Annotated in this window: 11 protein-coding genes; 3 read left to right on the forward strand and 8 right to left on the reverse strand. The window is 62.4% G+C overall.

The window, feature by feature from the left end; all coding sequences use genetic code 11:
* Positions 1-3: 3 nt before the first annotated feature.
* Positions 4-723, reverse strand: coding sequence for a response regulator (locus tag CWI66_RS13280; protein WP_100731942.1), 720 nt, complete (start codon positions 721-723; stop codon positions 4-6).
* A gap of 117 nt (positions 724-840) precedes the next feature.
* Between CWI66_RS13280 and exaC the strand changes: the two genes are divergently transcribed.
* A complete protein-coding gene (gene exaC / locus CWI66_RS13285; protein ID WP_100731943.1) occupies positions 841-2,361 on the forward strand; it encodes an acetaldehyde dehydrogenase ExaC in 1,521 nt (506 codons plus the stop codon).
* A 122-nt stretch (positions 2,362-2,483) separates the two neighbouring features.
* A complete protein-coding gene (gene adhP / locus CWI66_RS13290) occupies positions 2,484-3,512 on the forward strand; it encodes an alcohol dehydrogenase AdhP (protein WP_198517587.1) in 1,029 nt (342 codons plus the stop codon).
* A 71-nt stretch (positions 3,513-3,583) separates the two neighbouring features.
* On the opposite strand, the gene CWI66_RS18230 is transcribed toward adhP, so the two are convergent.
* The 7 genes from CWI66_RS18230 to CWI66_RS13325 form a co-directional block, all read right to left on the reverse strand.
* Positions 3,584-3,913 (reverse strand): SulP family inorganic anion transporter, encoded by a 330-nt coding sequence (locus tag CWI66_RS18230; protein WP_232710913.1) that lies wholly within the window; start codon positions 3,911-3,913, stop codon positions 3,584-3,586.
* A 72-nt stretch (positions 3,914-3,985) separates the two neighbouring features.
* Complete coding sequence (betT, locus tag CWI66_RS13300) at positions 3,986-6,034, reverse strand: choline BCCT transporter BetT (protein ID WP_100731944.1); 2,049 nt, start codon at positions 6,032-6,034, stop codon at positions 3,986-3,988.
* A gap of 189 nt (positions 6,035-6,223) precedes the next feature.
* Positions 6,224-6,610: a hypothetical protein gene (locus CWI66_RS13305; protein ID WP_100731945.1), complete on the reverse strand. Its 387-nt coding sequence runs from the start codon at positions 6,608-6,610 to the stop codon at positions 6,224-6,226.
* 174 nt (positions 6,611-6,784) lie between these two features.
* Positions 6,785-7,489, reverse strand: coding sequence for a response regulator (locus CWI66_RS13310; RefSeq protein WP_081136214.1), 705 nt, complete (start codon positions 7,487-7,489; stop codon positions 6,785-6,787).
* Positions 7,490-7,502: 13 nt separating this feature from the next.
* A complete protein-coding gene (locus CWI66_RS13315; protein ID WP_100731946.1) occupies positions 7,503-8,933 on the reverse strand; it encodes an ATP-binding protein in 1,431 nt (476 codons plus the stop codon).
* A complete protein-coding gene (locus CWI66_RS13320; protein ID WP_100731947.1) occupies positions 8,930-12,031 on the reverse strand; it encodes an efflux RND transporter permease subunit in 3,102 nt (1,033 codons plus the stop codon). Before CWI66_RS13320 ends, CWI66_RS13315 begins: the two co-directional genes overlap by 4 nt.
* Positions 12,028-13,233 carry an efflux RND transporter periplasmic adaptor subunit gene (locus tag CWI66_RS13325; RefSeq protein ID WP_100731948.1) on the reverse strand — a complete coding sequence of 402 codons (1,206 nt, stop codon included), beginning with the start codon at positions 13,231-13,233 and terminating at the stop codon, positions 12,028-12,030. The genes CWI66_RS13320 and CWI66_RS13325 overlap by 4 nt, the downstream gene beginning before the upstream one ends.
* A gap of 191 nt (positions 13,234-13,424) precedes the next feature.
* Here CWI66_RS13325 and CWI66_RS13330 point away from each other — a divergent pair, with 191 nt between their 5' ends.
* Complete coding sequence (locus CWI66_RS13330) at positions 13,425-14,027, forward strand: TetR/AcrR family transcriptional regulator (RefSeq protein ID WP_081192566.1); 603 nt, start codon at positions 13,425-13,427, stop codon at positions 14,025-14,027.
* Positions 14,028-14,235 lie beyond the last annotated feature (208 nt).

A 14,235-nucleotide genomic window follows, 5' to 3' on the forward strand; every position in this document is an offset into this window, starting at 1 on the left:
GGCTCAAGGGGAGGGCTTGCCCGACAGGCTGGCCGTACGCTGGGCAATATGGCTGCTCAGATCCTCTTCGCTGGCCAGCACGATGGCATGCACACGGCTGGACGCGCCCAGTTTGCGCAGGATGGCGGAAACATGGGTCTTGACGGTGGTTTCGGCAATCGTCAGTTCCCGCGCGATCTGCTTGTTCGACATCCCCTGGCTCATGCAGCTCAATACATCCAACTGCTTGTCGGTCAAGCGCGGTAGGCGCCCGGGTCGTTCGACGTCCTGGAGGGCGGTCGACGAGGAGACACTGGCCGCGGCAGGAGCGTGCTGGGCAGGAGGGCGGCGCATGATATCGGCAGGCAGATACAGCTGGCCCTGGAGTATCTGCTCCAGCGCCGACAATAGCTGCTCGCCAGGGGTGGACTTGGGGATATAGCCCACCGCGCCCTGGGTGATGGCATCCAGCACCAGTTGGCGCTCCTGATGCGCCGAGACAATGGCCACCGGCAGCCAGGGAAAGGCGCTGCGCAACGTTTTCAACCCTTCCAGGCCGTCGGCATCCGGCAGGCTCAAATCCAGTAGCAGCAAGTCCAGCGTGTCGTGTGCCTCGATATGCGCCATGGCTGCCGCCAGGCTGTCAGCCTCCAACAGCTGCGTGTCGGCCAGCCCGCCGCGGATGACCGCTTGAAGCGCGTCGCGAAACAGCGGGTGGTCATCGGCCACTAGTAGCGAATACATGGCATCTCCTACCAAGGAATGAGGGTGCATCCTGCCATTGGGCGATACCGGGATTGCCTTCGGTGACCAATACTGAATAGGCACCTTTTAATAATCATAATACTCAGGAGCAGCACCATGATCTACGCCAACCCAGGTGAATCGGGCTCAGTCGTCTCGTTCGAAAAACGCTATGGCAACTACATCGGCGGTGAGTTCGTACCTCCGGTGAAGGGCCAATACTTCGACAACATTAGCCCAGTCAATGGCAAAGTGTTCTGTGAAATTCCCCGCTCCAGCGCCGAAGACATCGAAAAAGCGCTGGATGCCGCCCATCAGGCAGCGCCTGCCTGGGGCAAGACCTCCGCGCAAGAGCGCAGCAACATTCTGCTCAAGATCGCCGACCGTCTGGAACAAAACCTCGAAATGCTGGCCGTGGCCGAAACGTGGGATAACGGCAAGGCCGTGCGGGAAACGCTCAATGCCGACATTCCGCTGGCGGTCGACCATTTCCGTTACTTCGCGGGCTGCCTGCGGTCCCAGGAGGGCACCGCGGCCGACATCGACGCCAATACCGTGGCCTATCACTTTCACGAGCCGCTGGGGGTCGTCGGGCAAATCATCCCCTGGAACTTCCCCATTCTGATGGCTGCCTGGAAGCTTGGCCCCGCGCTGGCTGCCGGGAACTGCGTGGTGCTCAAGCCTGCCGAACAGACGCCCGCTTCCATTTTGAAAGTGGCCGAGGTGATCGGTGACCTGCTGCCGCCTGGCGTGCTCAATATCGTCAACGGTTTCGGCGCGGAAGCCGGTCAGGCGCTGGCGACCAGCAAGCGTATTGCCAAGATTGCCTTTACCGGCTCGACGCCCGTAGGGTCGCATATTCTCAAGTGTGCGGCCGAGAACATCATTCCCTCTACCGTCGAGCTGGGCGGCAAGTCGCCCAATATCTACTTCGCCGATATCATGCAGGCCGAACCGTCCTTCATCGATAAGGCGGTCGAGGGCCTGGTACTGGCCTTTTTCAACCAGGGCGAAGTGTGTACCTGCCCGTCGCGTGCGCTGATTCAGGAGAGCATGTACGACGAGTTCATGGCCAAAGTGCTCGAACGCACCAAAACCATCAAGCGCGGCAACCCGCTGGATACCGATGTCCAGGTAGGCGCTCAGGCCTCCCAGGAGCAGTTCGACAAGATCATGTCCTACATGGACATCGCCCGTGACGAGGGCGCGGAGTTCCTCACTGGGGGTGACAAGGAGACCCTCGACGACAGCATCAACAGCGGTTACTACATTCAGCCCACGCTGCTGAAAGGCAATAACCAGATGCGCGTGTTCCAGGAAGAGATCTTTGGCCCGGTGGTGGCCGTCACGACCTTCAAGGACGAAGAGGAAGCGCTGGCCATCGCCAACGACACCGAGTTTGGCCTGGGGGCAGGCGTGTGGAGCCGCGACATCAACGTGGCCTTCCGCATGGGGCGTGGCATTCAGGCAGGCCGCGTGTGGACCAACTGCTACCACCAGTACCCGGCCCATGCGGCCTTCGGTGGCTACAAGAAGTCCGGGGTTGGCCGTGAAACCCACAAGGTCGCGCTGGAACATTACCAGCAGACCAAAAACCTGCTGGTCAGCTACGACATCAACCCGCTGGGCTTTTTCTAGCCTGCATCTATGTATAACGCCGCCCGGCAGCTGCCGGGCGGTATTGTCAGCCCCCCTGACGCTGACTCTATCGATAAGAGCCGTTTTCAAATGGCCGTATCGACCATCAAGAGGAGTTGCACATGGATAGCACAATGCGCGCGGCAGTGGTTCGCGAGTTTGGCCAGCCGCTGGTCATCGAAGAAGTCGATGTACCGCGCCCTAAGCAGGGCGAAGTACTGATGAAAGTGGCGGCCTCTGGGGTTTGCCATACCGATTTACACGCCGCACACGGCGATTGGCCGGTAAAACCCTCGCCGCCGTTTATTCCCGGCCATGAGGGCGTTGGGCATATCGTGGCGGTGGGGGAGGGCGTTTCCCATGTCAAAGAAGGCGATCGTATCGGTGTGCCGTGGCTATACTCGGCCTGCGGCTACTGCGAGCACTGCTTGGGCGGTTGGGAGACGCTGTGCGAATCCCAGCAAAACACCGGTTATAGCGTTAACGGTGGCTTTGCCGACTACACCTTGGCGGATGCAGGCTATGTAGGGCGCCTGCCTGATTCTGTCGATTTCGTCGAAATCGCCCCGGTGCTGTGTGCCGGCGTCACGGTCTACAAAGGCTTGAAGATGACCGACACTCGCCCGGGCCAGTGGGTAGTGATCTCCGGGATTGGTGGGCTGGGGCACATGGCCGTGCAGTATGCCAAGGCCATGGGGCTGAACGTCGCAGCGGTGGATATCGATGACGGCAAGCTGGCCCTGGCTGAACGCCTGGGAGCGACGGTGACGGTCAACGCCATGAAAACCGACCCGGCGGCCTATCTGAAGAAGACCATTGGCGGTGCTCATGGGGCATTGGTCACGGCCGTTTCACCGAAAGCCTTCGATCAGGCGCAAAACATGCTGCGTCGCGGTGGCACGCTGGTGCTGAATGGGCTGCCGCCCGGTGATTTCCCGCTGCCGATCTTCAGCACGGTACTCAACGGCATTACCATTCGCGGGTCCATCGTCGGTACACGCAGCGACCTGCAGGAAGCACTGGACTTCGCCGCCGAAGGCAAGGTCACGGCCACAGTAGCCACCGACACGCTGGACAACATCAACGACGTTTTCCAACGCATGATCGACGGCAAGATCGAAGGCCGTATCGTATTGGACATGGCGAGCTAATCGCCAGTGAATGGCATCGCCTCAGGGGAAGGCTACTTCCCCTGTTTTAGTGCTTCACACCCCCAGGTTCGCTATTGGCCACCACCTAGCCAACGCCGAGCAACACTTTCGGCGTGAGCAAGCGTACGGACGACCGCCAGTTTGCCTGTTTCACGCTTGATGCCTGCGCGCTTTAATTTTAACGCCAGGCGGGGCGGCAGCCCTACGAAGACGATCCCTACACCTTGTTCGCCCAGCTCTCGGCGCAGCGACGCCAGCGCCACGATGGCGGTGTAAAGCCCGTGTTGTGGGGGCACTCCTGTGGCTACAGCCAAAGCCATGGAGAGGGGCACCGCGACCACGCCGATGGTCAATCCCGCTAGAACATCGCGCTTCAACCGATCCAGCGTTATAGCCTTCACGCGTCTCGAACAGGCATATGAAAATCCCGGCACGGTGGCCGGGATCGGGATTGCATGGAAAACGCGCTGACGCTACATCTGGGCGTCTTCTGGCGGCTCGCCAATGGTGCCGGGCATGGCTTGCACATGGCCCATCTGCTCCCCGGCCAGGGTCAGGAAGTGCAGGTGGCGTTCGTACTCGGCCACCAGGTCGCCAATCACCTGACCACGGGTATAGCCGTTGAGGTCTTTATCCTGGCCGCCTTCGGCCAGATAGACATCCAGGCGCACGTAGAAGTCATCGTCTGCCGGGATGAAGCTCGGGGTGCGCATGCGGTGCGGGCAGACCTGATAGACAAAGCTGGTGGCTTCGCCAAAGTCGACCTGCAGCGTCAAGGTGGGCAGCGACTCGCCTTCCACCTGCTCTTCGGTCACGTTGGCGGTTTGGCCACGGCTTTCGAGCTCCTGGGCAAACTGGATCATGGCGGGACGAATCGCATGCTCGATGGTGGCCGCTGCCCCAGCACGGTTGGAGGTATCCAGCGCACGGTCCAGGCGCTCGCGCCAATCGCCGCCAGGCGCACTACCTGCAATCATGCGGCGTGCATCGGCCTTGCTGCCTTCCAGCTTTAAGGCTTTGTAGGTGCCTACCATGATGGCAAAAATCACCACCGAGAACGGCAGGGCGGTGATCACCACGGCGCTTTGCAGCGCGTTCAGTCCGCCTGCCATCAGCAGTGCCACGGTAATCAGGCCGATCACGGCCGACCAGAAAATGCGCAGCTTCACCGGGGCATCATGGTTCACGTCGCTCAGAATCGAGGTGAAGTTGGCCAGTACCAGGGCGCCGGAGTCGGCGGAGGTAATGAAGAACACAATGCCCAGCACGGTGACCACGGCGGCAGTGATACCGACGTAGGGGTAGTACTCCAGCAGCGTGTAGAGCGTGGTTTGCGGCGAGTTCAACGCCTGTTCGCCCAGCTCGGCGACGCCTTGATTGGCGACCAGCTCGATACCGCTGTTACCGAAAATGGACATCCACACCATCATGAACGACAGCGGAATGAACAGCGCACCGGCGACGAACTGACGAATGGTGCGGCCACGAGAAATACGCGCCAGGAACAGGCCCACGAAAGGCGTCCAGGCAATCCACCAGCCCCAGAAGAAAATGGTCCACCACATTTTCCACTCCTGGGCGCCTTCGTCGGCAAACGCGTAGGTATCGAAGCTGGCAGCGACAAACCCGGAGAGATAGTCACCGGCGTTGTTCACCACTTTGTCGAGCAGGGTCAGGGTATCGCCGGAAAACAGCACGAACAGCATCAGCGCCAGCGCCAATAGCATGTTGAACTCGGAGAGGCGGCGAATGCCCTTCTCGACCCCGGTCACCACGGAAATGGTGGCCAGCACCACGACCAAGCCAATCAGGATGATCTGTACCGTCAACGTCTCGGGAACGTCGAACATGTAGTTGAGGCCGTAATTGAGCTGCAGAACGCCAATCCCAAGGCTGGTGGCGATACCGAACACGGTGGAAATGACCGCCGTGATATCCACGGCATTACCGATGGGACCGTGGATGCGCTTGCCCAGCAGTGGGTAGAGGGCGCTACGGATCGCCAGTGGCAAGCGGTGGCGGTAGCTGAAGTAGGCGAGTGCCATGCCCAACAGCACGTAGAGCCCCCATCCCGAAAGCCCCCAGTGCAGGTAAGTCTGAACGACAGCGTTGCGCATGGCCTCTTGGCTTTCAGGCGTCAGGTCCGGCGGGGCCAGGTAGTGGGCCACCGGCTCTGCCACGCTGAAAAACAACAGGTCAATGCCAATGCCGGCGGCAAACAGCATGGCGGACCAGGAGAGCAGCGAGAACTCCGGGCGTGAATGGTCCGGGCCCAGGCGTATGCTGCCGAAGCGCGACATTCCGATCAGTACCACGAACACCAGGTAGGCGACGATGGCGAGCATGTAGTACCAGCCGAAGGTGGTGCTGACCCAGGCCAGGCCCGCGTCGAAGAAAGCGCCTGCCTGCTCGGTAAACAGCATGGTCATCACCAGAAAGATGAGTATACCGGCGACGCTGCCGTGGAACACCACGGGGTTGAGTCGATCCCGCGAGGGGAGGGTCGAGTTGTCTTTCGCCATGGAGGCGGACTCCTGTTGTTAAGACAAGGGAAGAATTATTTTTGAATGAACGTTCAAATAAAATACGCGGTTTGCTACGTCAGTTCAAGTGACGAACCACTCACGTAAAATGAACGAAACAGGAGTATAGATAGCCCTGCGCCCAGCAGAGCTGGGCGCAGGGCGGTAGGACGAACGTTAAATCAACGCTTATTCAGCATTGGCCTGATCACCGTGGCGGCCACCACGCTTGCCGTGCTCCTGACGGTATTCGGCGTGCACGTCGTGCATGGCATCCCGCAGTGCCTGCTGCTCTTCATCTGACAGAATTTCTGCAACGCGGGCCTGATGCTCCTCACGCAGCGCCATGACCGCTTCACGATGCTCGGCATGGGCCTGATTCAGCGCGGTTTGCTGCTCTTCGCTCAGCTCGGCGCGCTGGTAAACTTCCTGGCGGCGCTCTTCCATGCGCTCGTGCATGGCTTCACGGTCCATGCCACGGTGCTCATGATGGTCGGCTTGCGCGGTGAACGCCAGGGGCATCAGGGCAATGGCCAGAAAGGCGGGAGCAAAACGTTGGCTAAGAGACATTTTCATGGCATACCTCATGGGTCATTAATGGGCTAATGTTGACCATGGCAGTATCCAGGGGCTTGGTGTAAATCGGTTGCAGGAAGTGTGCAACAATCGTGGTCTTATCTTCTACGATGAGCGCTTTCATGGTGCATTGACCCGTAGCGGTGCCCAAGTGCGCCTGTCGACCTGCCAGGCTTACCCTTCGGGCTGATATTTGTAACCCACACCATACACCGAGCGAATGATTTCCTGCTCGGGCAGGGCTTCGGTGATCTTTTTGCGCAGCTTCTTGATATGGCTGTCGATGGTACGTTCGGACACGATGCGGTTGTCGCGATACATGTGGTCCATCAACTGCTCGCGGCTGAAAATACGCCCCGGCGACTGCATCATAACGCGTAATAGCTGAAACTCCACGGCGGTGAGCCCCAGGTCCTGACCATTGACGAGGGCCTGCCAGCCCTCTTCATCCAGGCTGACCGGCGCTTGCCGTGTGGTCGGGGTGTAGCCGGTGGCCTTGGCAATGGCCTGGCTGCGGCGCAGCACGGCCTTGACCCTGGCCGCCACCTCGCGGGGGCTGAACGGCTTGCAGATGTAGTCATCGGCGCCCAGCTCCAGCCCCAGCAGCCGGTCCACCTCCTCGACCTTGGCCGTCACCATGATGATGGGCAGCAGCGGCCACTGCTGGCGTATTTCCCGGCACAGGGTGAGGCCATCCTTGCCGGGCAGCATGACGTCCAGCAGTACCAGCGCCGGTGAGTGCTGGGTGAGCCAGGGCATCACGTCGCTGCCATGGCCGATGATGGTGGGGGCGAAGTTATGGCTGCCAAGGTAGTCCGCCATGAGCCTGGCAATTTTGGGTTCGTCTTCGACGATCAGCAGGGATGCTTCCTGGGTCATGGTCAACTCGCATTCAGTAAGGGTCAGAAGAAATCAGCGGAAAGCGCAGTGTCCAGGCCAGCCCGCCCAATGTCGAGGCGCTGGCTTCCATGGTGCCCCCGTGAGCACTCACCAGGGCGCTGGCAATTGACAGGCCCAGGCCGCTACCGCCGCTGGCACGGTTACGCGACCCCTCGACCCGATACAGGCGTTCGGTGAGCCGCCCCAGCTCGCTGTTGGGGACGCCGGGGGAGCTGTCCTGCCAGACGATGACGGCCTGACCGCGCGCGCAGCCGAGCGTGACGCGCAGCGCCCCAGGCGATTGCGTATAGGCACAGCTATTGTCCAGCAGATTGCTCCACAGCTGGCGCAGGCGCTGGGCATCGCCGCGAATCATGATGTCCTCTTCCAGCTGGCAGGTCAGGCTCAGGCCGCTCTGCTCCAGCCAGCGGTCGGCGTCGGTCAGGCGGCTGCCCAGGCTGTCGCTCAGGTTCAGCGGGGCCAGCTGGATGTCCAGCGCTCCCGCATCGCTTTGCGAGAGCAGCCGCAAGTCGGAGACCAGGCGCTCCAGCTGAGCCACTTCCTGGGCCAGCGAGCTCAGGTTTTCCTGATTCAGCGGGCGAATACCATCCTGCATGGCTTCGATTTCACCGCGCAGTACGGCCAGCGGGGTGCGCAGCTCATGGGCCGTGTCCGATACCCAGCGTGCCCGGGCCTCGCGGCTGGCTTCCAGGGTGGCCGCCAGCACGTTGAAATCCCGGGCCAAGCGAGACAGCTCATCGCGGCCGCGTTCGGGCAAGCGGGTATGGTAGTCGCCTTCGGTGAGCCGCAGGGTGGCACCGGCCAGCGCCCGCGTGCGTCGGCCCAGCCACCAGGAGAGCCCGCCAGCCAGCAGCAGGGAGGCAATGCCCAGCGAGACCACGATCAGGATCAGATTGCGCTGCTGGCGCTCCAGAAAGCGGCTCTCCATGCGCTCCATCATCTCCCGGGGTGGGCGAAAACCGAGGGCACCAATGGCCTCGCGCTGGCCATTGGGCGCCAGGTCGCTGTAGAGGGTCATCCAGTGCCAGTTGCGGGAGCCCCGCGGGGTGCCGCCGGGGGGGATAATGGAACGGCCATCGGCACCCTGCAGAGCGAAATCCTGCGCCTCCCCCAAGGGAGATGGCCGATCACGATGCTCCTGGCCCAGCTCGAAGCGGACGATGTAGGGCCAGCGGTCGGGGGCCTCTTCCAGCCACGCCCAGCTGTTCTGTGTTTCCCAACGAGTAATGAGGCCGTCGGCCAGCAGCGTGGCACGGCGCTCCTGGGCCTGGTTCAGGTAGTCGAGAAAGCCACGATCGATACTGTAGGTGACCGCCAGAAATACGCTGGCAGCAATGGCCACATTGACGCTCAGGATGGCCGCGAACAGCTTCATGCCCAGCCGCGAGGGGCGCCACTGGCGCAGGCTATGTAACGCCTTCATGGGTTAGCCCTCTCGGGTTCGGGAGGGGGCGGTGCGCTGAGGCGTTCGCGCAGATTCTCCAGGCTGAGATAGAGGCAGGGCACCAGAACCAACAGAATGACCGTGGCGAATAGCATGCCAAAACCCAGAGAGATGGCCATGGGAATCATGAAGCGTGCCTGTCGCGAGGTTTCCAGAATCATCGGTGCCAGCCCCAGGAAGGTCGTCAGTGTGGTCATCATGATTGGCCGCAACCGGCGTGTGGCGGCGGCCACGATGGCTTCCCTAGGCGCCATGCCTTCGCGCCGCTTGCGGTTGGCGTAGTCGATCAGCACCAAGGCATCGTTGATGACCACGCCAGACAGCGCCAGCATGCCCAGCAGGCTGATGATCGACAAGCCAAAGCCCATCAGCAGATGGCCCCCAATGGCCCCTACGATACCAAACGGAATGGCGGCCATCACCAGCAGCGGCTGCAAGTAGCTTCGGAAGGGAATTGCCAGCAGGGCATAGAGCGCCGCAATCATCAGCCACATGGCCTTGCGCAGCGTGGCCAGGTTGTCGGCGGTATCCTGCTGGCGGCCACCCATGCTGACTTCGAGGCCCGGCCAGGTATTGCTGAGGGTGGGGAAGACATCCTCCTGCAAGGTGGCGAGCACCTGATTGATGGCCTGGTCGCCCTCGGAGTCGGCGGTGACGGTGATGATGCGTCGGCCGTTGATGCGTTGCAGGCTGCTGGACGCCTGGCTGAGGGTGATGTCGGCCACCCGCGACAGCGGCACGCTGAGTCCCTCGGGGGTGCGTACGGGAAGCCGGTACAGCTCACTGAGGCTATCGCGAGAGGCTTCCGGTAAACGCACTTCGACGCTGGCCTCTCGGCGGCCGATGAACTGCTCGACGGCGGTGGCGCCTTGCAGCGGAGCACGCAGGGCCTGTGCCAAGTCACTGCCGGTCAGCCCCAGCGAGCGGCCTTCGGCCGACAGGCGCATTTCCAGCTGTGGCTTGCCGTCGCCCAGGCCGCTGTCGATGTCCGTCAGCCCGTACTCCGCCAGCTGTTCGGCCAATCGTGTGGCGGCTGCCTCCAGCACCTGGGTATTGGGGTGCGAAAGCCGCAGGCTCAGCGCGGCGCCGCTGCCGGGGCCGCCAAAGTCGGATTCGAAGCGGACCGATTGCGCGCCCAGCAGATCGCCGGTCAGTTCACGCCACTCGCGGGCAATGCGTGAGGGTGGCCAGCTCTCCAGGCTTTCCGAAGCGATGTCGAGGCGTACGGAGAGGCTTTCGCCATCCAGGCTGCTACGGGTGCTGGTGAAGCTCAACCCCTCTTCACGCTCGCTGAGGGCCGTGGCGGCGTCCAGCAATTGCTGGCTCAATTCGCGGCTGACGCTGATGTGGCTACCAATCGGCAGGGTGACGCTGGCCTGCACCTGGTCGGATTCCACCCGGGGCATCAACGAGAAGCCCAATCGACCGCTCATGGCCCATGCCAGGGTGATCGCCAGCAGCGCCACGCCCAGCGAGACGGTCAGCAGGCGCTGGTTCAGTGCACCCTGCAGAAAGGGCTCGAAGCGCCGGTAGGTGAAATGGTGCAGCCCCTGCTGCATGCGTAGCCGCACGGCCTCCAGAGGACGCTGCCAGGCTGGCGTTTGCCTCGGTTTGCTGGCGTGGGCCAGGTGTGCGGGCAGGATCAGTAGCGCTTCCACCAGCGAGATCACGAAGACCGTGATCACCACGACCGGCACCGTGGCAAAGATCAGCCCCAAAAAGCCGGGCAGGAACAGCAGGGGCAGGAAGGCCACGATGTTCGAGAGGATCGCAAAGGTGAGCGGCGTGGCAATTTCCTGGGCGCCCTTGACCGCCGCATCGCGCAACGAGTAACCCTCTTCGCGATAGCTGTAGATGTTCTCGCCCACCATGATGGCGTCATCGACAACGATGCCCAGCGCAATGATGAATGCGAACATCGACATCATGTTGAGCGAGACGCCAATCCAGGGCAGGAACAGCATGGCCCCCAGAAACGCCGTGGGAATGCCCAGCGTCACCCAGAATGCCAGTCGCGCTTCGAGAAACAGCGCCATCAGCACCAGCACCAGCGCCAGGCCCATCCAGGCGTTCTTGAGCAGCAGGCCGAGTCGGTCTTCGTAGACCTCCGAGCTGTCCCGGGCGATGTCCAGGCTCACGCCGTCGGGCAGGTTGGCGCGCAGCCGTTCCAGCTCGCCACGTACCGCGTTGGAAATGCTGGTCGGGGTTTGGCCGCCAATCTGGTACACATCCACCGAGATGCCTGGCTGGCCGTTGTAGAACTCCTCTCGGTCGGTTTCGGCAAAGCCTTCACTGACCTGGGCAATGTCGCGCAACAGCACCGGCGAGCCCTGGGCCGTGGTCAGAATGGGCAGCTCGGCGAACTCTTCGGCGCTATTGCGGCGCCCCTGGTAGCGGATCAGCCATTCTCCCTCGGCGGTGGTCAACTGGCCGCTGGCCAGATCCAGTGCTTCGGCGGCGATGCGGCTGGCCAACTGCTGATGATCGAGCCCGTAGCGCTCGATGGCTTCATCGTCCAGGTGCACCTGGATTTCCCGGTCCCGGTTGCCGGAGAGCTCCGCCCGGGAGATGCCGCTGGTGGCCTGTAACTCGGCCCGCACGTTCTCGGCGGCGTCGTGCAGGGCTTCCTGGCCCACCCTGCCGTACACCTGCAGGCTGACGACGCTGCGCGAGCGGCCTGCCAAGGTAATGCGGGGCGGGTCGGCAGCGGCGGGCAGGGTGGTAATGGCATTCACGGCCTGTTGAATGTCCTGGTAGGCGCGCATCACATCCACGCCGTCGATCAGCGTTGCGCTGACCACGCCGCTGCCTTCGCTGGCGCTGGCGGTCATCTCGTCGATGCCTTCCACGTTGGCGATGGCGGCTTCCATGGGCAGCAGCAGGCTTTGCTCGATATCTTCTGGGGTGGCGCCTGGGTAGCTGATGGAGACCTGGACGATTTCCGTTTCGAACTCCGGAAAGACCTCTTTCTTGATAGCCATCGAGGCCATCAGGCCGCCCACGATGAACAGCACCATCATCAAGTTGGGGGCAACGCCGTGATCCACCATCCACGCCAACGGGCCTTTACGCATCATTGAGCGCTCTCCTGATCACGTGCCGGGGTGTCGCCACGTTGGCGTAGGCGAACTTCCTGCCCCTCGCGGGGCTGCGCCAGGCCTGCAACGACCACGCGCTGGCCCGCTTCCAGGCCCTCCCGGATCAGTACGTCATCCTGGCCGCGATAAGCGAGAGTGACGCGGGTACTGCGCAAGCGGTTGTCGTCGTCCACCCACCAGACCTGCTCGCCGGGGCGAAGCGCGGCAGAGGGTAGCCTGATCAGTGGCTCCTGGGCCCGGGTGTGGAAGGTGAGCCGCATGACGTCGCCCAGCCGCAGGGCGGGACCCTCATGATTCAGGGCCAGTGGGTCGTTCACGGCAATCAGCAGCTGGGCCTGCAGGCCGTTCTCTTCCAGGTTGGGCAGCACGGAGAGCAGTTCGCCCTCCCGTTCGGCCTGATCGGGCCAGCCCTGGCTGGTGAGCGTGACGCGACCGCCACTCTCCAGCCAGGCCAACGTATCGCCGGGCAGCGAAGCGCGTACCCAGAACTGCTCGACACCTACCAGGCTGAGCACTTCGGTGCCCTGGCTCAGCAGGCTGCCAGCCCCCACCAGGCGCTCCTGAACCATGGCGCGCCAGGGCGCCGTGAGGGTGGCTCGTTCCAGGTTTAGCGCCGCCTGGTCGCGGACCACGCGCGCCTGGGTCAACTGCGCCTGGGCCTGGCGCAGCTGGGGTTCGCGCAGCACCAGCGCACGCCGTTCGGTGCTCAGCTGCCTGCCGAACGACTCGTACTCACTGCGGGCGCGCTGCTGTTCGGCCTGCTCCAGGGCCAGCTGGGCTTCAGCGTTTGCCAGTTGAGCCTGGGCATCCTCCAACGCCAGCTGCAGGTCGGCCTGGTCGATGTAAGCCACCGGTGCTCCCTGCTCGACCACACGGCCGGGCAGTACGCCTTCGGCAAAACGTTCCAGCTGCCCGGCCACGCGGCTGGCCAGCAGCGTCGACTGTTCCGCTTCGACACGACCAAAGCCGCTCAGGGTCGGCGACTGTAGGCGCTGTTCGACGGTCATCACGTCGACCACCGGGGGCACTGGCGGCGGCGGCGGCCTGCGCTCTACTCTGGGTGGCTGGCTGATGATCCACCAGGCCACGGCAAGGCCGCCTGCCAGTACCAGCAAGGCGGCCAGGGCACCCAGGCCCAGGCGGCCTTGCTGTGAGGAGGCAAAAGAGCGAGGTGGAGTCATGGCCGGGGGGTATCCATTGGCTGAAGGCAAAAATGCCCGAGAAGTGGCAAGATCATGCTAGCATCACCGATTCCTACGCAGCGATTAGGCAAGCATTGTGCAAATAGCGTGCAACCCAAACGCTGACGCGGTTTCCGATACCTGTCATCATTGACGTGAAAAACCATAGACTTCCTGGTCTGCATGACGCTATGAAAAACACCGCCACGCGCGATAAGTTGATTGATACCGGCGCTGAGCTGATTGCCCAGCAGGGCTATAACGCCACGGGTATCAATGCCGTTTTAAAAACCTGCGGTGTACCCAAGGGTTCGTTTTACCACTATTTTGCCAGTAAAGAGGACTTTGGTCTGGCGGTGATCGAGCGGTTTGCCAGCCAATACGATGCCAACCTGGCTACCTTGATGGAAGATTCGGCCGTGCCGCCCCTCGAACGTCTGCGTCGCTACTTCGCGGCAGGTAGGGCGCATATGCTCGACTGTGACCACTCCACGGGCTGCCTGATCGGCAACCTGGGGCAGGAGCTGGCGGGCCAAAACGATACCTTCCGCGATGCGCTCAACGTGGTCTTCCAGCGCTGGGAAAAACGCCTGGTCACGTGCTTGAGCCAAGCGCAGGCAGACGGCAGCGTGCCGGAAGGGTTGTCACCTGACACGCTGGCCAGCTTCATTCTCTCGGGGTGGGAAGGTGCCATCCTGCGCGCCAAGACGCTCAAGTCCCTGGCTCCCATGGAGCAGTTCGAAGCCATTCTGTTTTCCCACGTGCTGACGACTGCGACGCCACCACCCCGTTAATGGCGCGCACGAAAATGGTACTCCCCTGCGGCGATATCGTTCTGAATGGCGGCCAGTAGCGCCGCATCCAGGGATGGGTCGTCCAGTGCCAGTAGCCCGCACTGGGCGAGCGCTTCGCGCAGGCTGGTCTGTTCATCAGTCTTTGCGCGAGAAACCCCGCACTTCTAGTGCGGGGAGGGATAGCGCGTCGTCCGTCAGGACGACCCTG

Origin of the sequence: Halomonas sp. 141 (assembly GCF_002810305.1) — a bacterium.
Lineage (GTDB): Bacteria > Pseudomonadota > Gammaproteobacteria > Pseudomonadales > Halomonadaceae > Vreelandella > Vreelandella stevensii.